This window comes from Methanobrevibacter sp. UBA412 (assembly GCA_002495685.1).
Classification (GTDB): domain Archaea; phylum Methanobacteriota; class Methanobacteria; order Methanobacteriales; family Methanobacteriaceae; genus Methanobrevibacter_A; species Methanobrevibacter_A acididurans.
In genome coordinates, this window is the sequence record DAGJ01000021.1 from 48827 (window position 1) to 73726 (window position 24900).

Consider the following 24900-nt stretch of genomic DNA (forward strand, 5'->3'; position numbering starts at 1 on the left):
GCTCTCTAATTATTTAAATACTAATTTTATAAAAATATTAATATGCAAAGAAAAGGGGTAGCGAATTTACCATTACATGGAGGACACCCACCACACTGGTTATTCACCCGAATGATAGATTTAGCCGAAGCAATAACAGATGTAATACTAGATGAATACGGTCACACAGAATACTTAAACCGTATAAGTAACCCATACTGGTTTCAAGCATTCTCCTGCGTATTAGGATTTGATTGGCATTCCTCTGGAACAACCACAACAACACTTGGAGCTTTAAAAAGAGCAATTAAACCAGAAAAACATGGAATCTACATTTCCGGTGGAAAAGGTGCTAAGTCTCGTAAAACACCACAAGGCATAATTCATGCAGGAGATCTTTTCAATATTTCCACAAATAAAATTGATGAAATGGTGAACAATAGTAAATTATCTGCTAAAATAGATAATAGTTGCATACAAGACGGATTCACCCTATATCAACATAATTTCTTCATAACAGAAAAAGGTGAATGGGCAGTAGTCCAACAAGGAATGAATACAAAAAATAAGTATGCAAGAAGATACCATTGGATGAGTAACACAATAGATGATATGTTAGAAAACCCACATACTGGAATATCCTGTGATGAAAAAGAAGCACAAGCACTAAATATGGTTGCAACAGAAAGTCAAAACACACAACAAATTAGCATAGATTTAATAAATGATAATCCAGAACACTTACGTAAATATTTTAAAAGAAAAGATCAAGCACAAACTTTACTCTCAGATTTCAATTCCACAACCAGTTTCACCATGCCGGCACATCATCCAGTACTTGATATGGATTTATCAGATAAAGAATTTGAAGTACTTAAAGAAGCATGGGAAATACAACCTGAAAATTATGAGGAATTACTCCTTTTACATGGTATTGGTCCGAAAAAGATAAGAGCATTAGCATTAATAAGTGATTTAGTATATGGTGAACCTGCAAGTTGGGAAGATCCTGTGAAATATAGTTTCACACATGGAGGTAAAGATGGTTTCCCTTATCCTGTAAATCGTGAAGTATATGATAATTCAATTAATACAATGAGACAAGCAATAGAAGAATCCCATATAAATAAAGATGAGAGAATAAAAGCAATAAAAAGATTAGATGATTTTATCACCTAAAAAATAAAATTAGTATTTAAATTATATTTTAATGGTCTATTCCATGACTTTTCTTATTTTCATCATGAATATTTACATGTTTTCCATGAGCTTCTGGAATAACTTCAAAGACTGGTTCTTCAAATTCAATATTAAATTCTTCCCCATCCATTAACATATGTTGAAATACTGCTAATGCTGCAACTTCACTGTGAGGTTGTGTTGTAACACTAACATTCCAGTCACTATTTTCATAAACCTTAGTTGGGACTTTAGCTCCACCTACAACTATTAAAATATCTTTATCTGAATTTCTAACTTCACTTACAACGTCTTGTGCTTGTGAACCATACATTGTTAAGTGAACTATTTTCCCACCATTATCTCTCCAATCTGTGATAACTTTCATAAAGTTCTTTTCATAGGCAACTTCAAAGTCACCACCCCAACGGTTTACAATGTCTCGAACATTATCCATTAATCTATGATCTTGTTCTCCACTTAACCAAACTTTACTTGCACCAAAAGCTCTACTTGTTAAGCATACATGTGTTGTGATACGTGTATCTCTTTTTAATCTATGATCTAATCTTAAAACATTAATCTTCAAAAATATCAAACCTCTAAAAAATAATTTTTTTATACTATGAGTACATATGGTATAATCATCATTAAAAGTGAAAACATACGTCCTATTTCATTACTTGCACCTAAAACATCACCTGTTGCAAATTTCATATGATGTTTACATACAAGACTAGTTAATGCTCCACCAAGTATACCACCAATTACTCCAAATACTCCTAATTTTGTATTAATAACTAATGCGATAATTAAACAAATAATAACACTCACAATGTAGTTGGTTTTATTTGTGTATTCTATGAAACTTTTACCTGTACCATTAACATATGGTGTGCTTGTTAAACAAGTAGTTAATAATCCGAGTTTAGCACACATTTCACTTATTAGAACAATCCAAATAAGACCATGACTAATAAATGTGAAATAACAAGTAATAGTAATAAGGCCTGTTAAAAATAATGATGATATAGCACCAGTACCAATTAATGAATCACGCATTACACGGATTTTATCTTTACTAGTTCCCTGAAACATCACACCATCACTAAAATCAAGCAAACCATCTAAATGATGACAACCATTAATTAATATGAAAAATCCATAAATAATAACAGCACTTAAAAAGTAAGGTAAGTTTAAAACATTATTTAAAACAAATAATATAATAACACCTAATAATCCTACAAAAGCATTAATAACCGGCCAAAACCATGTCATTTTAGCCATTTCATCAATTGTTGTTCGAACATTCAATGGGATTATAGTTGAAAAAGTAAATAAGCCAAGAATACTTCTCCACATTGAAAATTCTTGTCTATTAAAATAATCATCCCTATTTTTGTCAACACGACTCATAAAAAATTTCACTCCAACCTTGTTCTACTTTTTCTTTATTCTTCAAATATTTTACTCATACAACCTGCAATTAATCCAGCAAAGATATCATCTAACATTGGACCTAAACCAAAAATAATCCCCGGTTTCTTTTCATCGTAACGTTTAAAATTAAAGGTAGCCTTAGTACCAGCAATCTGATTACTAATAGCTAAACCTAAAACCTCATCAGTATATAAATATGCTGGATCATCTGAGATATCAACTTCACGTAAACGATTATTCTCAAAATCCTGTTCTGTTCTGATTGCAGCCATTAATAAAGCAATCACATTAATATCAGTTAAACTCTTAAGGATTTCTTCTTCTAAACGATTCTTCAAATCATTAGTAACCTCAACACCAACACAAAGTTCAAAACCCGCATCAACTAAATCACTAATCTGTATACCTTCAGAAACAAGATAATCAAGAATACCGAAATCTAAACCCATACGTTTAACACTATCTTCACAGTTAATAATAACAGATTCCTCTAAATCCTTTAAAAACTTAGGAATATCTAAAGATTCATCATCATATTCAGCTTGAGTAATATCAACACCACTATCCATATACTCCTCATCATAATCCTGACTTGGAAGATTAGATGCAATTACCAAGAAATCATTCTGATTTATAATATTATTAATATGAACTGGTAAATTCAAACTTTGGAAAAACTTAGTTTTAGCTTTAATACAAGTCTTATAAATGTTTATTAAAAGTTTAGGACTTAAACTCTTATTAATCAAAATAACTTCACCAAGATTAATACGTGCATCCTTAAAACCTTTAGGACTATTTGCAACTTTCAATTTATCAGTGAAATCTTCAACACTAACATCATTACGTATAATATTCAATATACCATAATCATTATAAGTATTAGTGAAATATTCTAAATCCTTAGAAAATGTTGCAATATAACTACCAGAAATATTATTTGTTTCCTTATAATCTTCAGTTAACCCTATTAAACCCTCAATATCAAGGTTTTCACTATTTTTCACATCATCCTTTAAAATAATAATATTTTCAACTATATCAATACCATCACTTATTTCTAAATCACTAAAAGTTAAGAAATAATCTGGATTATTAATACAAATATGATTATCCGTATTTGAAACTTTAACATTACTTAAATGGTTCTTTTCACTTGTATCATTCACTATAAATAGCCCCTATATAAAAAAATTTTTGTTTTTATTTCCAATAATTAAAAGAGAATTCTTTTTCAAAATAATATATAATCAAGAAAAATAAAATATATTAAGATTTATAAAAAAATAAATCATATTTAATATATATCATTTTCAACATAATAAATATTAATATTTAAAATATAAAAAATAAAAAAAATTATAATTTATTTTTTTTATAGGAGAATGAAAACTTCATGGTAGTTATAATCGACCCACAACAAAGCGGAATTGCAGGAAACATGATAGTTGGAGCATTCGTAGATATGGGAGTAAACCCAAATGAAATGAAAACAATAATGGAAAAAGTAGCAAATGAATTCGGAAAAACCACCATACATTTAAATAAAATCAACAAAAAAGGCATCCAATCCACATATTGCAGGGTAGAAATACCTGAAGATGAAAATCCACACATCCATTACACAGAATTAATAAAAAAATTAGACACCATATCACAAAACACAGACTATGATCCTAAAATTTTTGAATTAAGTAAAAAAGTTTTCCAAAAAATAGCAGAAGCAGAATCCATAGTTCATGGTAAATCACTTCAAGAAATACATTTCCATGAAGTAGGAGCATGCGATGCAGTAGCAGATGTAATAGGCTCCGTCTATGGATACTATAAATTAGGATTAGATAAAACACAAGTCATAGGATTACCAGTAAGTGTAGGTGGAGGAAACATCAAATCCGCACATGGACGAATACCAGTACCAGTACCTGCAACACTAAATATTTTAAAAGGAATCACCATTAAAGGAGGACCAGTAGAAACAGAACTAGCAACACCAACAGGTGCAGCATTATATGTAACATTCTGCGATGAATTCAAACAATTCCAACCAAGTTTAAAACCCCAAATAATAGGTTACGGTGCAGGCAGGAAAGAATTCAACTACCCCAATGTATTAAGAATAATACAAGGAGAAAACCAAATACCATTAGAAAAAATAAATGTAATAGAAACCAATATAGATCACTTAAACGGTGAACAATTAGGATACCTATTCGATAAACTAATAAAAGAAGGAGCAAATGATGTAATCATAATCCCTGTAATTATGAAAAAAAATCGACCAGGACAAATACTAAAAGTAATATCCAAAGAAGAAAACACAGAACACCTATTAAAAACAATATTCACAGAAACAGGATCACTTGGAATAAGAGTAACACCAATGACACATAGAGGAATAGCTAAAAGAGAATTTAAAAAAATCCCAATCACAATAAATAAACAAGAATATGAAGTAACTTATAAAATAGCATATATTGATAATAAAATAATATCTAATCGCCCAGAATTCGAGGATATGAAAAAAATAGCACTAAAAACAGGTTTACCCCTAAAAAATGTAGTTGAACAAGCAAACATTACAATAAATAAACACTTAAAAGAAAACATATAAAAAGGCTTAAATTAATATGGAAATCAAAATAGCAACAATAGAAGATGCAGAAATAATAACTAGTATAGTTGAAAACACTATAACTGAAATCTATCCGAAATATTTATCTGAAGAAAATATAGAATATTTCCTAAACCTACACTCAAAAGAAAACATAATAAAAGATATTAAAAACAAAAACGTGTACGTATTCCAATACCATGGAATAAGCTTTGCAACAGCAACAATACATGAAAACAATGTAAAAAGATTATACGTACTACCATCATTTGAAGGAAACGGTTACGGTTCAGCAATAATGACTTTCTTCGAGGATAAAATAAGTGAAAAATATGATTACATCCTCATAGATTCAACTAGTCCCAGTATAAATTTTTACATTAAACGAGGATATTATACAATAGAAAATATAGAATTTAATATAAGTAATGAAAAAATTTTATACTATGAAATACTTAAAAAAGACTTAATAAAATAGGAATAAAAAACACATGATTAAAAAAGAAAACTTAAACCATAAAAAAGCAATAACAGTATTATCAGGAGGCTTAGATTCAGCAGTAGCCACAGCAGTCTATGCAAAAGAATACGATATACATGCAATAACATTCGATTATGGTCAAAAAGCAGCAAAAAAAGAAATACAAGTTTCTAAAGAAATATGTAAAGCCCTAAATATCAAACACACAGTAATGGATTTAAAATGGTTAGGTCAAATAAGTAACTCAGCATTAACCACAGACAAACCAATACCAGAAATCGAAAACAACAAATTAGATGATACAAAAACATGCACCAATACAGCAGATAAAGTATGGGTGTCAGGTAGAAACATAGTATTCACAAGTATAGCAACAAGCTTTGCAGAAGCAGAACATGCTGAAATAATCATTGTAGGATGGGATAAAGAAGAAGCAGCAACATTCCCAGACAACTCCAAAGAATTCCTAGAAAAATATAATCAAATGCTAAAAGAAGGATCACCACAAAACATCACAGTAAAAGCACCAGCAATAGATTTAAATAAAAAAGAAATAGTTCAATTAGGACAAAAATATAATGCCCCAATGAACTTAAGTTACTCCTGCTATAAAGGAAACAACAAACACTGTGGAGTCTGCGAATCTTGTATGCGACGTAAAAGAGCTTTCAAAGAAGCACAAATACCAGACCCAACAGATTATGAACAATAAAAAACATAAAATAAAATAACAAAAAAATAAATAAAAAAAATTTTTATAGTCTTGATTAAATTGAAAAAAGAATTCATAATGGCACAATTAGGTAGAATATTCATAATAGTAGCAATAATCCTATCAATAGTTAATGCTTTCTACTGGAAAAAGAATTACATAGACGGATTATCCGTAATATTCGCTTTCCTATCACTAGTCATGGTGCTATATGCATCACGTAACATTCGAAAACAATATACAAGTGGTCCAATTGGAGCATTAAACCAACAAGTAGCACAAAGCTACCTATTCAACATGGTATACAAGTCAACAATTCAAAACAATTTCGAATCACTACCACTTGCAGTAGAAGAAGAAGTAAAAGAAAAAATGCCACAAATAAGCATAGATCAATTACTAAAAATATATGACTATATGCTAACAATACCAAAAGAAATAAACATTTTCTACTATAACCTAGATTCCACTAATCAAAATGATTTAAAAAATTCAGAAGCAGATATTAAAGCTTGGATAAAAAGTAAATACTTATGGATGGATGAAGAAAGTCTAGATTTAAGTTTCCAAAGATTCTTTAACTCATAAATACTACTTTTAAGCTAACTATTTTTTTTTAAAATCCTAAAAAAATTTCAATTATTTTTTCAGTACTATCATGTATTGTAAATAATTTTTCGTTTTGTTTTACCATTTAAATTAATTAATGATAGTTATGAATTATTTTTTTAAATACAAAATATTTTATTAACTGAGATTTAAGAGAGGGAAAATGAATTATATCCTCCTTAATAAATACAGAATGAAAAGTAATGATCTGGATTTAATCAAATAAATTGAAACAGTTTTATCATGTCTTAATTATTATTTTAGTATAGGATTCCTAATCAAAGGATTTAATCTATTTAAAAGAATTAAAAAGAGTTTAAAGCTTTTTTAAATATTTAAAAATATGTGGGGAGTGTTACATTTTATTAATGTTACCTGAAAGTTACATTAAAAAAAGTAACCCTTAGCTAACCTTAGAATCCTTAGATTTTAAAATAGGGTTATTATTATTATATTTTTTTAAAAGTTACTTAAATTTTAAATTAGAGCCTCCCCTTAGTGAGAATTTTTATTTTAATTAATATAAAATATGTATATAGGGGTACCCTCTTCAGAAAAAGGTAACTTTGTAACATTTATACAAATTAATATAAAATATTAAAAACTATTTAATATTAATATATTATTTAATAAAATATTAAGGTGTACTTCCTTTAATAATGGTTACTTCATGAACATTAAAAAAGTAATCTTTTTTAAAAAAAGTAACCTCTAAAAAAGAAAGCCCTAAAATTAACTTAAAAATGTAAAATATCATGATTCACATTTTTAAAATAAAATCTAAGACATTAACTAATAAATTGGTTAAAAAATAAACAAGAATAATTTAAATAGAATTATATTCCAAATTTAAACACGTATATAATATAATTTTTAAATTTTTATTATTTAAAGTAGATTATATTATTAAAATAATAAATATAATATGAAATTATTTAAAGTTGGAAGACTATTTTTTCAAAAGATGAAAAGATTAATGAATCTTGCCCTTCTTTAAAGATATGTAAAATTATTGGATATTTAAATTCAAATAAGTTGAATATTACTTTAAATTATTATTTTCGTTTAGGTGTAATACAAAGAAAATAAACCTTCTATTAAAGATTTTGATGAAGGAGGAATACAAGAGATAGAATTATCTGAAAAATATAAAAATGATTCAAAAAAAATACAAAGGGATTATCTAATAACTTCAGATTTACTAAATGAAATATCAAATTATTATAAAGGACAATTAAAAAAAGAGGTTAAACTTAGTGAATTGGTAGGTATTAAATATTAAATAATTAATTTTTTTTTAAATTAGTGGTTTTATTTTTTAACTCAAGATTTTTTAAAGAATTAAAATTTTAAAAAAAAAGAGAAGATAATTTAGTTATTTATTTTGTTATTATTAATACGTAATACTGTTATCATTATCTCCTTTTTTAAAAAAAATAAAAATATTTTTTAAAGATTTTTAGCTAAATTCAACACCACAATCTTCAATCTCTTTTTTCAGATTTTTAAAATAGTCTTCAGAACTAACATTCATTCTATGGTTAGTAGCATTTGAATCCATTATATCTACATCTAATAATGGACTAATCAAATTAGGTAATCCTTCTGATTCAAATGAAACAATACCACAAATATCTGTATCATAAATAGGACTATTAACATTTATAGTTTGAATTTCTTCAAGATTATTAGCCTGTTCTATTTTCTTTTTTAAATCTTCACTAATATCTACAGCAAATGATAATGGGAGTTGAGATATTATTATGTGTTCATTAATATAAAATGCGAGCTTATTTTTAACTAAAGAATCCATAACATATTTATTTGGGCAATCTATAAGGATTAAATCTGTTTCACACATTTGTTTAGTGTCCATTAAATCTTCATATAAAAGATTATTTCCACGAAATTTTGGTAAGACATAAATTAAGTTTAATATATAACTATCATTTACACTAGTTCTATATACACTAAATCCTACTACTTTTTTATCATAGACTATTTCTTTCATAAAAGCATATTCATTGTCAGGATCTTCTAAAAATCCATCTTTAACAAAGGCTTCATATAAATAAGGATATTGATCTGTTAATGTAGGTACTAATTTAATTTGATCTTTAAGATGGTTTTCTTCTTGGTTGAATATTATTTTGCCTACACCATCTTTACGAGCTATATACTCATGTTTATTTTTATTTACCATGACATGTCACCTCTTAATGAATTAAAGTATTTTATTTTAAATTTCATACTTTTTCACCTCCTAAGATTTTATTTTAAATTAAATTATTTTCTCCTTTTATTTGATTTAATTAAAGAAAATAATTAAAATTCATTTTATTATATAGTACTAATACTCATTGTGGTAGCATGTGAAAATTACTATTCTTTTATTTTCCATATTTGATTTTTATTAAAACAATAAAATATGATTAAAAATAGATTGGCAGTTTCTATAACTGTTACATTAATTTAAAAACAATTATTTTTTAATTTTATGAGCTTAATAATTTTAATAAATAATAATTAATGAAAAATGAGAAATTTTAGTGATTTAATAAAATTTAGAAGAATTTATTTAAAAAAAGTTTTTGAATTATAATAAAAAGTTTAAAAAAAAGAAAAGGGGTTTATGGTAATAAGTGTTTACTTATTTTATTACCATTAAGGTGTCGCCAGCGTTTACAGTATCTCCTTCGTTGATGAAAATTTCTTTGACTTGTCCGTCTTTTTCGGCTTGAATATCATTTTCCATTTTCATAGCTTCTAATACTGCTACAACGTCACCTTCTTTAACTTTATCGCCAACGTTTACTTTGAGTTTTAAAATCATTCCTTGCATTGAAGAGGTTAATGCACCTTCAACTGGTGTGAATGGACCTTTATCTGTTGCTTCATCAATTTCCATAAATCCAGTTGGCATGATTTTAACATCGAAAACATCACCATCTACTTCTACAGCATATTCTGTAGGTATGTTAACTCCTTCATTAGTCATATCTGCTTGTTTAGGAGATAATAATTCTTCTTCTTCAACTTCTCCTTTTAAGAATTTAGTTGCAAGTGCAGGGAATAATGCAAGTGTTAAAATATCTTCATCTTTTTTAATTAAACCCTCTTTTTCCCCTTGTTTTTTGAATTTTTCATATTCAGGTTTAAGTAAATCTGCAGGTCTGCAATCTATTGGTTTTTCATCACCAATAATTTTTTTAGCTAATCTTTTATTAACTGGTGCAGGTGGTCTACCATAATTTCCTTTCATATACTCTTTTACTTCATTACTAACGTTTTTGTAACGTTTACCACCAAGTACATTCATTACAGATTGGATTCCTACAATTTGACTAGTTGGAGTTACAAGTGGAGGGTATCCCATGTCTTTTCTAACACGTGGCATTTCTTCAAGAACATCTTGATAACGATCAAGAGCATTTTGTTCTTTTAATTGGGATATAAGATTACTTAACATTCCTCCAGGAATTTGGTAAGTTAAAACATCAGTATCAATACGTTCTGCAATTGGATCAATTAAGCTGGAATATTTTTCTCGTATTTTTTCGAAATATTTTTTAATATGATTTAGTTTCTTTAAACTTAATTTAGTATCATATTCTGTTCCACTTAAAGATGCTACTATTGTTTCAGTTGGAGGTTGACTTGTACCCCATGCGAGTGGTGAAATTGCAGTATCTAAAATATCAACACCTGCTTGACAAGCAGCATAGTAACTTATAGGACTCATACCACTAGTACAATGTGAGTGTAAATTTATTAGTAAACCAGTTTCTTCTTTCAATCTGGTTATTAATTCATAAGTTGTTGAAGGGTTAATTAAACCAGCCATATCCTTAATTGAAATTGAATCACAATCTAATGCTTCTAATTCTTTAGCTAATTCAACATATTTATCAATAGTGTGCACTGGACTTATAGTGTAACTTATTGTACCTTGTACATGTCCACCTGCATTTTTAGCTACTTCAATAGATTTTTTCATATTTCTTACATCATTTAAAGCATCGAAGATTCTGAAAATATCAACACCATTTTCATAAGATTTTTCCACAAATTTAGTTACAACATCATCAGGATAATTTTTATAAGCAAGTAAGTTTTGTCCACGAAGTAACATTTGTATAGGTGTTTTTGTAATATTTTCCTTTAAAACTCTTAATCTTTCCCATGGATCCTCATTCAAATATCTTATACAAGAATCAAATGTTGCTCCTCCCCAAGCTTCTAATGAGAAATATCCGATTTTATCTAATTCCTCGGCTATAGGTACCATATCTCTAGTTCTTATACGTGTTGCTAAGAGTGATTGATGCGCATCTCTTAATGCAGTTTCTGTAATTTTTGTTGATTTCATGACTTTTTACACCTCTTCATGACTTCATATTATAAAATATAATTAACAGTTAACAATATAATTTATAAATTTTTTCATAAACTATTATTATCTTAGATTTTTTTAACTAAAATAGTTATTGTTTTAAAAGGGTATATAAAGTGAATTTAAAAATCATAAAAAAAATTAAAAAAAATAGTAGAAAATTTAAAAAAAAATAGGAATTTTAAACTTTCAAATCAATAACCTGATTTTCACTTGATTTAACATCTAAGGAAATATCCTCTTTTAAAGGCTTAATCTTTCTAGCAATTAATAAACCAATAACCAAGTTACCTATAATAAGGAATAAATTATAACCAATATAAATTCCAGGATACTGTACTAAATTATAACTTACAAAATGTCCTGCATAAACAGTATTTGTTAAATAAGTGAATAAATCAAATACACCATGTAATAGAATCACACTTAATAAATTATTAGTTCTAAGGAAAACAGCACCAAGAATAATCCCAGCAGTCATAGCATAAACAACTTGAATTAAAGTATCCAATAGGGGTGCATGAGTTAAATTAATAAGATGAGCTAAACCAAAGAAAAGACTAGCTAATATTAAAGTCTTATACACTCCTCTTTTACTATGACCAAAAACAGTCATTAAATTTTGAAGAATTAAACCTCTCATAAAGATTTCTTCATAAACTCCAACTGCAAATGAGTAAACAATCGCACCAATAATAGGAGCTAAAGTAAAAGTCATAGGATTATTAACATTTAATGTTAAAAATATGATTAACTGAACAACACCAGTTAAAATCACAAAAGAACCTAATTTAAGACCTAAACTTAAATTATGCTTACCAAAAAGATCCTTACTAAACAAGCCTAACTGTTTCATTATAAACAAAGACATAATAGCTAAAATAATTTCAGTAACACTTTCAGTAACATAAGGTAAACCTTGTGATAAATTAATTGCACTAAAAATTGTGTTTAAAACAATTCCAATAATCAAGAATAATATCAAAGAGAGTATAGTGAAAAGTAATGGTTTTCTTTTAGAAAAATTTTCTCTCGTATTTATAATAATCACCTCATAAATTTAAAATTTATACTTTTTTTAAAAAATTTTATCCTAATTCATTGAAAAATTAGCAAATACTTAATATTTAACTTAATAATTTATTGTTAATCAGTTTTAAAGCTTTTGGAAAATAAAACAATGAAATTAAACATTCAAAATATTAAAAACTTATCATGCTTTTATTCAAAAAATTATTAATTATAAAAAAAATATAAACTCAAATCAAGTTAAAATATAAAAAAAGGAGTTTAAAAAATATGCTTAAAAGAAGTGAATATTTAAAATCAGATAAAATATTAGAACCTCCACTTAACATTAATTTACCCTATTTTGCATATGGACTTTTCAAACCAGACCAATTAGCATACAATAAAATCAAAAACCTAACAAAAAAACACAATTCCGGGAAAATACATGCAGAAATCTATTTAAAAGATGGAATAGCATTACTAAAACCTATAAAAACTGGTAAATCCCTAATCAATGGTGAATTATACTATTTTAAAGAAAACATGAAAAATTTAGCCTATGACAATATCCGGGCATTTGAACCTAAAAAATTTTACAAATGGCAAGAAATCAAAGTAATAATAAATGGAAATCAGATAAAAGCAAACACTCTAATTGGGAAAGATTTTAAAAACAGTAAACTATTAAAAAATCCTAATTTTCAAAGTGAAGACCCATTCTTTAAAGAAGCATTATGTGAAATAGAATCAATAATTAAAGAAGACACTATAAATCAAGAAAAACTAGAATGGATAAACACTTCAAACTTTCAACATATTTTCAGATTACAAATGGCATACTCCCTACTTTGGACTTGTATAAAACGATTCGCATTTATAAAATACCCATTAACAGATAATTTATCTAATCAATATAAACTAATAGCCAAAGAACCAATATTTAAGGAAAATCTTTTAAAAACAGTTAAAACAGAGAGAAAAATTTACTCCTCAGATTACCTAAATGAAAACATATTAAATAAAAATTCTCCAGAAGAATCATTAAACTACTACTACACTCTCAGAAATTATGGAGTGCATAGAGAAACAATTTCCAAGGATTATATTATAATAAAAACAGGTTTACAAGAATTATTAAAAATATTTAAAGAAATAGTGAAAAATTCAAAAAAATGAAAATATAAATGAAAAATAGTAAATATTTTTAATGGTGAAGATTTTAATATTATCTTTCAAGATCACCATTAAGGAAAGCTTCAACTTTTTCAGCGGCAATATCATCAGTATACTGAACTGGTGGATGTTTCATAAGATATGATGAAATAGAAGTTAACTGACCACCAATACCTCTTTTTAATCCAAGTTTACAACAACGTACTGCATCAATAACACAACCAGCACTATTAGGTGAATCTTCCACACTTAAACGTAATTCAATATTCATAGGAACATCACCAAAAGTCTTACCTTCCATTCTTAAGAAACATAATTTATTATCATTTTGCCAAGGCACATAATCACTAGGACCAATATGGATATTATGATCTTCTAATCTTTGAGGAACAACCGCTTGAACAGCTTCTGTTTTAGATTCCCGTTTAGAACTTAAACGATCATGATTTAACATATTAAGAAAATCAGTGTTTCCCCCAGTATTAAGTTGATAAGTTCTATCAAGAGTAACTCCTCTTTCCTTAAAAAGATTAGCTAATGTACGATGAGTTATAGTTGCACCAATTTGTGCCTTAATATCATCACCAATACAAGGTATGCCTTTATCATGGAATTTCTTCTCCCATTCACCATTACTAACAATGAAAACAGGCATACAATTAATAAATGCAACACCAGCATCTAGGCAACATTGAGCATAAAAACGAGCAGCCTTTTCAGAACCTACTGGAAGGTAATTTAATAAAATTTCAGCACCACTATCTTTTAAAACTTGAACAACATCACAAGATTCTTCATCACTAACCATAAAAGTATAATCATCTTCATAATTTTTCATATGAGGAGCTACACCATCAAGAACTTTCCCCATTGATACTTTAACATCAGTTTCAGGGAGATTATCATTAAAAATAGTAGTACAATTTGGTTTTTCAAAAATAGCTTCATTAACACTTTTTCCAACCTTTCTTTGATCTATATCAAATGCTGCAACTACTTCAATATCTCCAGGTTCATAATCATCAATTTTCCAATGCATTAAACCATTGGAATCTTTCTCGGTTTTATCAGAATAATAATAAATACCTTGAATAAGTGAGCTAGCACAATTCCCCATACCAACTATAGCAATCTTAATCTTATCTACCAATTAAATTCACCTAATAATTTCTTTGTTTTATAATAAAATCTTAATAAATATAGAATATTTAAGAATAGTAAATTATAATAATATAATATTAAATTTCATTTTATTTAAATATGATTTTTATATAAAGTGATAAAATTAAAAGTATAAAAGTATTATTTAATATAAATTAAATTCAAGTAATAAAAAAAATTTTAAGGGAGTAAAAATGGGGAAGAACATGAAGAAAGTACTATTAATAGCATTCTATTTCAATCAAGTAAACGAAATAGCATCTAAAAGATTAAGAGCCTTAGCTAAATATTTACCTGAATATGGATGGGAACCAATAGTCATAGTTCCAAACCTTGGTAAGTTAAATATGGAAGGTTTAAATTGTGAAGTAATCCAAACTCCCTATGAAGACATGATGGATAAATGGTTAAAACGCCAAAGCACAGAAAAAGTTGAAAACACTCAACCAGTTATACGGGACTCAACAAGTGTAGATAACAAACTATTAAGTAAAATAGTAACATTCGCCGGTGAAATATTCGCTTATCCTGATGGTATGAAATATTGGTACGAACCAGCAATGGAATACTCCTCAAAAATAATAGAAGAAGAAAATATAAATGCAATAATCTCCTCATCTTGGCCAGTAACAGCACATAAAATAGGTAAAGATTTGAAAAAAAAGTATAATATACCATGGATAGCTGACCTACGTGACTTATGGAATATGAATCCATATATAAACCATACTCATATTAGAAACTATTTTGAAAAACGTTTAGAAATTAACACATTTAATCATGCAGATGCACTTACAACTACAACACCTCTTGCAGCTACCACACTATCACAATTACATCCAAACAATTTAATAGTCCCAATACCTTCTGGATACGATCCAGATGACTTTAAAAAAATAAACATTATAAAAGAGAAGAATACAAAACTAAACATAACATATGCAGGATCACTATATGCAGGAAAAAGAGACCCTACAATACTATTTGAAGCATTGAAACAATTAATAGATGAAAAATTAATTAAAGAAGATAAAATTCAATTAAACTTTTACGGGGATTCTGGAAACCTAAAAGAAATTGCAGAAAAATATGATTTAAAATCAACTTTAAATATTGGAGGATTCATCCCTCACGAAGAAGTACTAGAAAAAGAATCCCAATCAGATATTCTTTTACTTATTAGTTGGAATAATCCTAAAGAACAAATGTTCATACCTGGAAAAGTATATGAATACTTAGCACTTAAAAAACCAATACTATCTATTGGTTACAAGCAAGGATCCCTAAAAGATTTAATTACTGAAACTGGTATAGGATTTCATGTTTCATCTTTAAATGATACAAAAGAAGCATTACTAAAATTTTATAATGAATTTAATGAAAATAATATTATCACTTTTAAAGCTAATGAAAGTATTGATAAATTTTCAATGAAGAATACAGCTTCTAATTTTGCAAAATTATTAAACCAAATATAAAACATAATATTAAATTAATAAAAAAAAATAATGGAATGTATTTTTATGAATGTTTATTTAGAAATAACCAGACCAACAAATGCATTAATGGCAGCAGTAGCTGTACTATTAATGGCAATTATAAATTTCAATTATGGAATACCAATAATATTAGGTTTCATCACTGTTTTATTTGCAACTTCTGGAGGAAACGTGATTAATGATTTCTTTGATTATAAAATCGATAAAATAAACAAACCACAAAGACCAATTCCATCAGGACGAATCAGTTTAAAAAATGCTAAAAATTACTCAATCATACTATTTCTAATATCAATACTACTAAGTGGACTTATAAGCTACTTGGTGAAAGATTTAACACCATTAATATTAGTATTCTGTTGTTGTTTACTAATGTATTTTTATGCACGTAATCTTAAAGCCATGCCATTATTTGGTAATATTGCAGTATCATTACTTACAGCATTATGCTTCATATTTGGTGGGGATATCCTTGCATTCAGCACTCATTCATTTTTAATACTTCAAACAGGATGCGCATTAGGATTTTTCGCATTCTTCATGACACTAGCTAGAGAAATAACAAAAGATATGGAAGATATTGAAGGGGACAAAATAGAATCTGCAGAAACACTACCAATAGTATGGGGAAATAGGAATTCAAGCATCTTATCAAGTATATTAATAATTATAACAGCACTTGTAAGTCCACTACTATTTTACCTTAACATATTTAATGTTTACTACTTAATAGTGATGATAATACCTATAATTTTATTCTTATACTGTGCAATTATTATATTGAAAAACCAAGAACCAGTAACTTGTGGAAAAGTTTCAAAGTATTTAAAAATAGGCATGTTAATAAGTTTTTTAGCATTCATTATAGGATCCATACCATTCTAAAAAAAAATAGTGAAAAAAAATTTATAAAAAAAAGTGGGGGTTTTTTTATGTATTTTAATGAAAATATTTTCTTTAATAAATTATTTTTTGTAAATGGTGAAAAAAAAATATTTAAAACTTAAAAAAATCACCCCACAATTTTTTAAATATAAGCATTCTAGGTTTAACCTACTCCAATTTCATTTCCATTTGCATCAACTTCATGTCCAGCACCTTCAACAGTGTTTCCATCTTTATCATAAGTTACATACCCACTTTCAGTAGTTCCATTAGAATTGGTTTTTGACCATGTGACAGTTTTACTACCATCATCATTAACTATAGTGGTATTTGAAGAAACATTATTATTGCTTGAATCATTTAAATTTATAGTTGATGAATTGGTGGAATTATTTGAGGTATTTGTAGAATTAACTAATGCATTATTACTATTAGAAACATAAGTTACAGCTCCAACAGCAGCTACTGCAATAATTATAACAATCAATATTAAAATAAAAATATTGCTTTTTTCCAAATTTCTCACCTCCAATAGTGTTTAAAATTTAAATGTATCAAATACTTATAATCCTTTTACTTATTAAATATAACGGTTTTATTAAGGGTTAAAATATCAATTAAACACAGAATAAGCTTTTAAATAATCTTTAAAAATAGTGAACTTAAATAAAAAAATAGTGGAAAGGTTTTAAAAAACCCTTTAAGGATTAATATCCCTAATAAAATAAAAACTAATAAAATGTACTATAATCAAGTATCCCTCACCATTTAAGGAAACACTAAATCATTCACACTTTCTGATAAACACTAACCTCTCCAATCTGTTTAACTTCCTTATATTGAGGAATACTTAAATTTTGATATTGTGAAATATAATACTTCGTATTGTTAGCTAACATTTCACTAGAAAATTTCGAAGAATTCTCTTTACTAGTAACATAATGAACTTCTTTTTGAAGATACCAAGTAAATATCGGTCCCCTATCCGCCCAAATCACAGCAGAACTTAAATTCGGATCATGACCCTCTAACCAAGTTACAGTATCTTGCTCATTATTTACAAGTGAATCATGTTTATTAACACCTAAATATGAGAAACTCATAATAAGAAGTAAAATAACACAAATAGTAGGGATAATATGTTTTAAACTCACACTCTTAATCTTATAATCTTTTAACTTTTCACATATAAAACTTAAACCAAAAGTAATGAAAAATGCTAAAGCAGGAGCAAAAGCAGTAGCATAACGATCAACTTTAGTTAAATGAGCAGATAAAAATATCATATGACCCATAAACCATCCAATCATCATTAAATCATAAGTAAAAAATTCATACTTAAACTTATTATTCTCATTAAAACTTAAAAGCACCTTATTAAATGTAAGTGAAAAAATGAAAATACAGATAAAGAATAATATTTCACATTTAACAAAAGAAACCTTACCTGCAATGAAAAATGATAAACACATACCAACAATAGAAGCAAATAAAATCACATAAAAAATGCTTTTAGGAATCTTAAATTTACCTACAATATTATCCCAAAAACCATTAGTATCATAATTAAATCCAACTTTAGAATCCATAACACCATAAGATTCTTTTAAAACCTTTGAAAAACGATACAATGCATAAACAATACCAACCATACAAATAATTAACAATATAATACCAACCCAATGGTTAGGATTATAAATATATCTTGGAAGATTACTGAAATAATATAATAAATTATTCCCTTTATGCTTACGAATAGCAAAAGCAGATCTAGTAGTAGTGGAAGATATTGTTTCGGCTTGATTTAAAAAACCAAATGGTATATGATTAGATAAATAATAATAAAAAAACGGAACCATGAATAATAAACCAAACAAGGCACCACCAACAATATTCTTAAAATACTTCTTTATAGTTCCAAAAATATCCTTTTGGGATAAGAAATAAAGAATCATTACAGCAAAAACAACAGCACCAGTATACTTTGCAAAGAATGTTAAAACACTTAAAGGGAAAGCTAAATAAAAATATTTTTGATTTGTTTTCATTGCTTTAATAAAAAAGTATAAAGTCCAAATAGAAAGCGCAACACAAGGCACATCAATTGACCCATTACCTGCCCACATAATATTTACAGTGAAACTACCATACAATATAGCTCCAAAAATACTATAAGTATTATCAAATCTTAACTTTAAAAGAAGATAAGTTCCAACAACACCTAAAACATAAAAAATTCCAGTAATAACAAATAAACTATTAACACTCACAAAATTCAATCTAAAAGCAATACTAGTTAAAAAAGGAATCAGTGGAGATAAGAAATCCACATAATCATAACCAGTAATATTAACTCCACTAAACTTAAGAGCTTCAATCAAATAAAGGTAAATATCCCTATAAGAATGTCCAAGAATGTTTTCACTACAATTAATCCAAACAATCAAACTACCAATAATTAAAGAAACTATTAACACGGTTAATAAACTAAAAAGATTCTTATTTTCCGTAATAATTGATTTAAAATTCTTAAGCATATAATTAGATTTCTCCTTTAAAAAAATTTTTTTATTATTATCATTTTTTTTTATAATAATAATATAATCTATTAATAATATTTATTACATATTATTTAACATATTAAGAAAAAAGGAATAAAAATATATATGATTTTAAAGTGGATTTGAAATTAATGAAATTTATAAAAGACATCAACATAAACCGAATGGACTCACCTTACATCTTATTTTTATTAATATTCACTTCACTTATAACAATAAACATAATATTTTTCAATAACCAATTAGGTATTTACTGTTCAGACGTTTTCATCTACTTATTAAACAGTTTAAACTATGCTGGAGTGAATATAGATGCTAACGCTACAATGTATTTATCACCAGTACTATGTATGATTACAGGGGGAATATTCCGCTTAGGATATGTTAATGTTAATGCATTATACATTGTAACAGGAATTTTTGCAATATTTGGAAATTTAGGATTCTACATATTACTTAAAAAACGATTCAATAAAACATTAAGTTTAATAGGATCCATACTACTATTCAGCCTATCCCTAAATCTTCTATGGTTAGCAAATGGAACATTAGACATTCCCGCAATCGGTTTAAGTATTTGGTCAATCCTATTTTTCACATTAGCTGTAGATAAAAACCCTAAATATTACATACCATCATTACTATTATTTGTCTTAAGCATCTTCACACGTTATACTGCAGGATTAATCATACCAGTACTATTAATATACTTCTTTGGAAAATATGATTTATTCCAATGCTTAGACAAACTCTTATCAGATAGGGAATCTTTTAAAGAATCCGCAAAAGCATTTTTAAAAACCAGTGAAGTAAAATACATTATAATAGCATTAATCACTAGTGTAAGTTTAACAATAATTTTCCTATACTTTATAAGTGGATATGTAACAAATTTAGGATTCCTATCCCAATCATCAGCAGTTAGTTCAGGATTAAAAACAAGTGTTGTAGATTCAGCATTCACAACAAACACATATTTTTATATTACAAATTTCTTAAACTTCCTATTCTCAAATAATATAATATTTAAAGGTAACATACCATCATTATACAATCCAAACATAATCTCTTATTTAGTATTTTTCATAACAATTATAGGATTAATTATAGGTGGTTTAAAATTAAAATATCAGAAAAAAAGACACATTAATTTAAATGGTTTAACTGATTTTAAATCTGAAAATAAAATCGAAACAGTTACTAAAACAACTGATTATAAAATTAAAAATGAAAAAATCGTGTCAAAACCAATTAAAAAAACTGTTAAAGAACCATTATTTAAAACTAAAAAATTAGAACCATTACTAAAACTAATATTTATAATTACTTTAATATTTGCAGTATTAAGTTTTGATAAAATCAGTTCTACTATTACATTAATCTTAATCAGTTTCGATATTCTAATACTAAACTCCTTATTAAAAAATCATAAAATTAAATATTTAAACCTAGATTTAGCAATGATTGCATGGTTTCTTGTGTACTTAATAGCATTTACTTATATAAATATTAAAGTAAACCGTTATATTCTAACAGTAATGCCTGCATTTGTATACTTTTTCACAGTAGGATTAAATTATATTAGTCAAGAATTAGATTTTAATTTAAATATATTTAAACATAAAATCAACACATCCCAATTACTTGCAGTAATCCTAATCATAATATTTGTATTCAGTGCATTTACTTTCACATCAACAGTAACAATAGATCAAGAAATAAAATCACCAGAATTAATTTCCAACTACTTAAAACATTACGATCCAGATTATGAAAGTAAAAATATTGGAGTATATAATAAAAGACCATTTTCATGGTTCTTACATAAAGACTTATTCGGAATAGATAAATATCATAGGGATTACTTAGAACAAAGTGATTTAACATATTACATATCTAATGAAAAAGTGAACTTAACAAATTATCATCAAATTCAAAAAGAAGGTAATTTATACCTTTATCAAAGAAATAATACTTAATTAATGGAGAATAAACTAATATGAATATATTACATGTAGCACACTCTTACTATCCTTGTCTTGCAGCAGGAGGAGTAGTTAATGCATCTTATCAAATTGGGTGCAAACAAGTACAAAATGGTAATGAAGTTTATGTATACACTACAGATTCATGTAAAGAAAGATTAAAATTTGATAAAACAAACTATAATGTGGATATTAATGGAATAAAAGTAAACTACTTCAAAAACCTTTCCAATACAATTAAAACAAAAACCTTAGTAGACACACCAATCACCGCAGCCCATTATATACGTAAAGATATTAGTAATCATGATATAATCCACATTCATGAACACCGCCAAACATTAGCAATCCTCACATGTCATTATGCAAGAAAAAACAATATACCCTACATTGTACAAGCACATGGAAGTGTTTTACCATTTTTCCAAAAAGAAAAATTAAAAGAAATATATGATAAATTCTGGGGATTTAACACATTACATAATGCAAATAAAGTATTCGCCCTAACAGAAATTGAAAAACAACAATACATAAAAATGGGAGTTTCACCAGAGAAAATAGAAATAGTACCATTAGGAATAAACTTAGAAGAATACTCAAAACTACCACCTAAAGGAGAATTTAGAAAAAAACACAATATCCAAGAAGAAGACACCCTACTAATATTCATTGGACGATTACATAAAATAAAAGGATTAGACCTATTAATCGAAGCATTTGATGAATTAATTAAAACAAATAAAAATTATAATATAAAATTAGCAATAATCGGACCAGATGATGGATTTTTACCAGAAATACAAAAACTCCTAAAAAAGAAAGGATTAAACAAACAAATAATAATAACAGGTCCATTATATAAACAAGAAAAACAAGAAGCCTTAACAGATTGTGATATGTTTATAATGCCCTCCCAATATGAATCATTCACTACAAGTGGATTAGAAGCAATGGCATGTGAAAAACCATTAATACTAACTAAAAACAATCATATACACAATTGGGTTAACCAAAAATGTGGCCTATCCTGTGATTATGATAAAATAAGTTTAAAAAACAGTATACAAGAATTAATAGAAAATGAACAATTAGCAAAACAGTATGGTAAGGAAGGTCGTAAGCTAGTTGAAGAAAAATACAATTGGAATGTAATTGATAAACAAATAATAAACATTTACAATTCAATTATAAAATAATAAAAATTGTCCAGGTTAAATAATAATATTTAAATCATAAAAACAAGATATATAATTTAGTAAACTTATTAAAAAAAGTATATTGCAATAAAATTAAATCGGATAAGATTATAATTAATACCTTTTTTTTAAAACATTTATTTGCTATTATAGAGGATTACAGATGAAAGTTGTTGTTTGTCAAAATTGTGGAGCTAAATATCAATTAGAAGATGATGAAGATTTAGATGGTTTTGAATGTAGTATCTGCACAGGTAACTTAGAAGAACTTGCAGAATACCCAACAACTGGAGATTCATCACATAAAACTAAACAAACTCATTTTAAAAATAATTATAAAGATTTTAAGCTTGTTTACTGTGAGGATTGTGGATTAAAATATCGTTTAAATAGTAATGATATTGTAGATGAATATGAATGTGTAAGCTGTGGAGGAAGGTTAATACCTGTAAATGAAGAAGATCAAATGACTCCTTATCCAAAAATCCTAGAACCACAAGTATATGAAAAAACTGCCACAACTCCAGGTAAACGTCATGATATAAATAAATTAAAAGAAGATTTAGAAGAATCTCGCCAAGACTTAAAAGAATCTAATATTCAAAAACAATTTATAAAACAAGAAGAAATCACTGAAGCACCTATTGTTGAGGAAGATTCAATCCCAGAAGAAAATACAAAAACACCTATTATTGAAGGGGAAGTTGAACCTAATCAAGAAATACTTAATAAGTCTTCACATTCCCTACCTGAGGTAGAAACTAAAAAGGATTCAAATTACAATTCAGAATACTCTGAAAATATACTTAAAAAAAGTGTACGGGTAGGTCCTAAAGGAAGAATTTCAGATGAATTAACAGATTACTTAAGTAATGTAAAACATGAATCTGAAACAATTCCAGAAGATAATATTCAAACAAATAAAACAACAGAAGTTAAAAAACAATCTAAACGTGTTAAACATGAAGAAGCTTCAGCAAATGATCGTTACGCTTTAGCTTTATATAAATATCATGATGAATTAAAAAAACAGATGAAACAAGATTTTTTAGATGGAATTGCAGATTCTCATTATGGTGAAAATTCATTTGATAAACTCTCCAATATGATAAAAGATCAACTTAAATCTTATAGGGAAGATTTAACACATGCTCCTAAATTAATCCATACAGATATTAGAACACCTGAAGGATATAAAACTAATAAACAAGAACTTATACCTCACCCAAATGAGGAAAATTTATCTTACCATATGGTTTACATAGTAACCGGTTCAGTTGTGGCTTTAATAGGTTTAGCTGATGTTTTAATTTCAGGCAGAACCATAAGTATATCATTCATAACTTTAGGTATTATAATAATCATTTATGGATTTTATAAACGTTATTCCTATGCTGATAGTGAAGCTAGAGGTAGAATTATTCGTGCTAAACTATTAACTCTTCCTGAAGACTTTTATGTTTTATATTATGTAAGACCTCCTGAAGCAGGTAAAGGAATAAACCATGTTGTTATAGGTCCTACTGGAATATTTACAATTGTCACTCAAAAATATAATTCTAAAGAGGATAATGGTAAAATCAAACAAGATAAGGAAAATTCATCTTTAATTGGTAAGTCTGGTTCATTAGAAGAATATTTATCTAGTAAACATAGTTTAAAAGTTGTATCTAACTTTAGAGATAAACAAACTCATTTTAAAGTAAATGATAGTAAAATTAAATTTGATACTAATAATAAAATTAAACAAGAAACATTAAGTTTAAATGAAAATTTATCACAATTTTTAGATGAAAATGGTTTACCTGGAATACATATAGAACCACTTGTTGGTTTTGTAAATAATGAAGTTGCAGTTATTAATGTAATTTTAACTAATGATGATTTATTCCTTGAAGAACTTTTATATAAAATTAAGCATGGTGAACGTAGAATTGATGATTTAACAATTCATAAAATCGCAGTTTTATTATCACAATACTCAGCAGAATGTTCATCATAAAAAAAAATTTTAAAGAG

General features: G+C 26.9%; 20 protein-coding genes. 11 read left to right on the plus strand and 9 right to left on the minus strand.

Annotation, left to right across the window (positions count from 1 at the left end; genetic code table 11):
* Positions 1-42 precede the first annotated feature (42 nt).
* Complete coding sequence (locus tag BP997_RS05670) at positions 43-1158, plus strand: DUF763 domain-containing protein (protein WP_413829020.1); 1116 nt, start codon at positions 43-45, stop codon at positions 1156-1158.
* Positions 1159-1186: 28 nt separating this feature from the next.
* Here the strand turns inward: BP997_RS05670 and BP997_RS05675 are convergent, their stop codons facing one another.
* Genes BP997_RS05675 through BP997_RS05685 form a run of 3 tightly spaced genes read right to left on the minus strand, consistent with a single transcriptional unit; the run spans position 1187 to position 3770 of the window.
* Positions 1187-1747 (minus strand): tRNA (cytidine(56)-2'-O)-methyltransferase, encoded by a 561-nt coding sequence (locus BP997_RS05675; protein ID WP_413826244.1) that lies wholly within the window; start codon positions 1745-1747, stop codon positions 1187-1189.
* Positions 1748-1776: 29 nt separating this feature from the next.
* The gene (cobS, locus tag BP997_RS05680; protein WP_413826247.1) at positions 1777-2577 is read right to left on the minus strand and encodes an adenosylcobinamide-GDP ribazoletransferase; all 801 of its coding nucleotides are present in this window, start codon (positions 2575-2577) and stop codon (positions 1777-1779) included.
* 35 nt (positions 2578-2612) lie between these two features.
* A complete protein-coding gene (locus BP997_RS05685; protein WP_413829022.1) occupies positions 2613-3770 on the minus strand; it encodes a phosphatidylglycerophosphatase A in 1158 nt (385 codons plus the stop codon).
* 227 nt (positions 3771-3997) lie between these two features.
* Here BP997_RS05685 and larC point away from each other — a divergent pair, with 227 nt between their 5' ends.
* The 4 genes from larC (at position 3998) to BP997_RS05705 (ending at position 6996) form a co-directional block, all read left to right on the plus strand.
* Positions 3998-5215: a nickel pincer cofactor biosynthesis protein LarC gene (gene larC / locus BP997_RS05690; protein ID WP_413826253.1), complete on the plus strand. Its 1218-nt coding sequence runs from the start codon at positions 3998-4000 to the stop codon at positions 5213-5215.
* A 16-nt stretch (positions 5216-5231) separates the two neighbouring features.
* On the plus strand, positions 5232-5693 hold the full coding sequence (locus BP997_RS05695; RefSeq protein WP_413827440.1) for a GNAT family N-acetyltransferase: 462 nt from the start codon (positions 5232-5234) through the stop codon (positions 5691-5693).
* Positions 5694-5706: 13 nt separating this feature from the next.
* Positions 5707-6408, plus strand: coding sequence for a 7-cyano-7-deazaguanine synthase QueC (queC, locus tag BP997_RS05700; protein WP_413829024.1), 702 nt, complete (start codon positions 5707-5709; stop codon positions 6406-6408).
* A gap of 78 nt (positions 6409-6486) precedes the next feature.
* Positions 6487-6996, plus strand: a complete 510-nt coding sequence (locus BP997_RS05705; protein WP_413829026.1) for a hypothetical protein — start codon at positions 6487-6489, stop codon at positions 6994-6996.
* 1480 nt (positions 6997-8476) lie between these two features.
* Here the strand turns inward: BP997_RS05705 and BP997_RS05710 are convergent.
* The 3 genes from BP997_RS05710 to BP997_RS05720 all read right to left on the minus strand — a co-directional run bounded on the left by BP997_RS05710 (position 8477) and on the right by BP997_RS05720 (position 12383).
* Positions 8477-9220, minus strand: coding sequence for a hypothetical protein (locus BP997_RS05710; RefSeq protein WP_413823876.1), 744 nt, complete (start codon positions 9218-9220; stop codon positions 8477-8479).
* A 447-nt stretch (positions 9221-9667) separates the two neighbouring features.
* Positions 9668-11386, minus strand: a complete 1719-nt coding sequence (gene oadA, locus BP997_RS05715; RefSeq protein ID WP_413823878.1) for a sodium-extruding oxaloacetate decarboxylase subunit alpha — start codon at positions 11384-11386, stop codon at positions 9668-9670.
* A gap of 205 nt (positions 11387-11591) precedes the next feature.
* Positions 11592-12383 carry a CPBP family intramembrane glutamic endopeptidase gene (locus tag BP997_RS05720; protein ID WP_413829028.1) on the minus strand — a complete coding sequence of 264 codons (792 nt, stop codon included), beginning with the start codon at positions 12381-12383 and terminating at the stop codon, positions 11592-11594.
* A 326-nt stretch (positions 12384-12709) separates the two neighbouring features.
* Between BP997_RS05720 and BP997_RS05725 the strand changes: the two genes are divergently transcribed.
* Entirely contained in the window at positions 12710-13597 is an 888-nt protein-coding gene (locus BP997_RS05725; protein WP_413829030.1) for a hypothetical protein, read from the plus strand.
* Between the two features lie 49 nt (positions 13598-13646).
* Here the strand turns inward: BP997_RS05725 and BP997_RS05730 are convergent, their stop codons facing one another.
* On the minus strand, positions 13647-14711 hold the full coding sequence (locus BP997_RS05730; protein WP_413823842.1) for an inositol-3-phosphate synthase: 1065 nt from the start codon (positions 14709-14711) through the stop codon (positions 13647-13649).
* Between the two features lie 250 nt (positions 14712-14961).
* Between BP997_RS05730 and BP997_RS05735 the strand changes: the two genes are divergently transcribed.
* Together BP997_RS05735 and BP997_RS05740 are read left to right on the plus strand one after the other, a co-directional pair.
* A complete protein-coding gene (locus BP997_RS05735) occupies positions 14962-16233 on the plus strand; it encodes a glycosyltransferase (protein ID WP_413823733.1) in 1272 nt (423 codons plus the stop codon).
* Between the two features lie 45 nt (positions 16234-16278).
* Positions 16279-17139 (plus strand): UbiA family prenyltransferase, encoded by an 861-nt coding sequence (locus BP997_RS05740; protein WP_413823735.1) that lies wholly within the window; start codon positions 16279-16281, stop codon positions 17137-17139.
* Positions 17140-17302: 163 nt separating this feature from the next.
* Here BP997_RS05740 and BP997_RS05745 read toward each other — a convergent pair whose 3' ends face one another.
* Together BP997_RS05745 and BP997_RS05750 are read right to left on the minus strand one after the other, a co-directional pair.
* Entirely contained in the window at positions 17303-17656 is a 354-nt protein-coding gene (locus BP997_RS05745) for a hypothetical protein (protein WP_413823738.1), read from the minus strand.
* Between the two features lie 271 nt (positions 17657-17927).
* The gene (locus BP997_RS05750; RefSeq protein ID WP_413823740.1) at positions 17928-19676 is read right to left on the minus strand and encodes a glycosyltransferase family 39 protein; all 1749 of its coding nucleotides are present in this window, start codon (positions 19674-19676) and stop codon (positions 17928-17930) included.
* Between the two features lie 155 nt (positions 19677-19831).
* Here BP997_RS05750 and BP997_RS05755 point away from each other — a divergent pair, with 155 nt between their 5' ends.
* The 3 genes from BP997_RS05755 to BP997_RS05765 all read left to right on the plus strand — a co-directional run bounded on the left by BP997_RS05755 (position 19832) and on the right by BP997_RS05765 (position 24883).
* Positions 19832-21679 carry a glycosyltransferase family 39 protein gene (locus BP997_RS05755; RefSeq protein ID WP_413823743.1) on the plus strand — a complete coding sequence of 616 codons (1848 nt, stop codon included), beginning with the start codon at positions 19832-19834 and terminating at the stop codon, positions 21677-21679.
* A gap of 20 nt (positions 21680-21699) precedes the next feature.
* Positions 21700-22881, plus strand: coding sequence for a glycosyltransferase (locus tag BP997_RS05760; RefSeq protein ID WP_413823746.1), 1182 nt, complete (start codon positions 21700-21702; stop codon positions 22879-22881).
* Between the two features lie 163 nt (positions 22882-23044).
* Positions 23045-24883 (plus strand): hypothetical protein, encoded by a 1839-nt coding sequence (locus tag BP997_RS05765; protein WP_413829032.1) that lies wholly within the window; start codon positions 23045-23047, stop codon positions 24881-24883.
* Positions 24884-24900 lie beyond the last annotated feature (17 nt).

What these genes read in the sequence shown, in the direction of transcription:
- BP997_RS05740 (WP_413823735.1), top strand. Translation starts at nt 16,279, where the DNA reads ATGAATGTTTATTTAGAAATAACCAGACCAACAAATGCATTAATGGCA.
- BP997_RS05750 (WP_413823740.1), bottom strand. Translation starts at nt 19,676, where the DNA reads ATGCTTAAGAATTTTAAATCAATTATTACGGAAAATAAGAATCTTTTT.
- BP997_RS05695 (WP_413827440.1), top strand. Translation starts at nt 5,232, where the DNA reads ATGGAAATCAAAATAGCAACAATAGAAGATGCAGAAATAATAACTAGT.
- BP997_RS05760 (WP_413823746.1), top strand. Translation starts at nt 21,700, where the DNA reads ATGAATATATTACATGTAGCACACTCTTACTATCCTTGTCTTGCAGCA.
- BP997_RS05725 (WP_413829030.1), top strand. Translation starts at nt 12,710, where the DNA reads ATGCTTAAAAGAAGTGAATATTTAAAATCAGATAAAATATTAGAACCT.
- BP997_RS05670 (WP_413829020.1), top strand. Translation starts at nt 43, where the DNA reads ATGCAAAGAAAAGGGGTAGCGAATTTACCATTACATGGAGGACACCCA.
- BP997_RS05755 (WP_413823743.1), top strand. Translation starts at nt 19,832, where the DNA reads ATGAAATTTATAAAAGACATCAACATAAACCGAATGGACTCACCTTAC.
- BP997_RS05735 (WP_413823733.1), top strand. Translation starts at nt 14,962, where the DNA reads ATGAAGAAAGTACTATTAATAGCATTCTATTTCAATCAAGTAAACGAA.
- oadA (WP_413823878.1), bottom strand. Translation starts at nt 11,386, where the DNA reads ATGAAATCAACAAAAATTACAGAAACTGCATTAAGAGATGCGCATCAA.
- cobS (WP_413826247.1), bottom strand. Translation starts at nt 2,577, where the DNA reads ATGAGTCGTGTTGACAAAAATAGGGATGATTATTTTAATAGACAAGAA.
- BP997_RS05730 (WP_413823842.1), bottom strand. Translation starts at nt 14,711, where the DNA reads ATGGGGAATTGTGCTAGCTCACTTATTCAAGGTATTTATTATTATTCT.
- queC (WP_413829024.1), top strand. Translation starts at nt 5,707, where the DNA reads ATGATTAAAAAAGAAAACTTAAACCATAAAAAAGCAATAACAGTATTA.
- BP997_RS05710 (WP_413823876.1), bottom strand. Translation starts at nt 9,220, where the DNA reads ATGGTAAATAAAAATAAACATGAGTATATAGCTCGTAAAGATGGTGTA.
- BP997_RS05705 (WP_413829026.1), top strand. Translation starts at nt 6,487, where the DNA reads ATGGCACAATTAGGTAGAATATTCATAATAGTAGCAATAATCCTATCA.
- larC (WP_413826253.1), top strand. Translation starts at nt 3,998, where the DNA reads ATGGTAGTTATAATCGACCCACAACAAAGCGGAATTGCAGGAAACATG.
- BP997_RS05765 (WP_413829032.1), top strand. Translation starts at nt 23,045, where the DNA reads ATGAAAGTTGTTGTTTGTCAAAATTGTGGAGCTAAATATCAATTAGAA.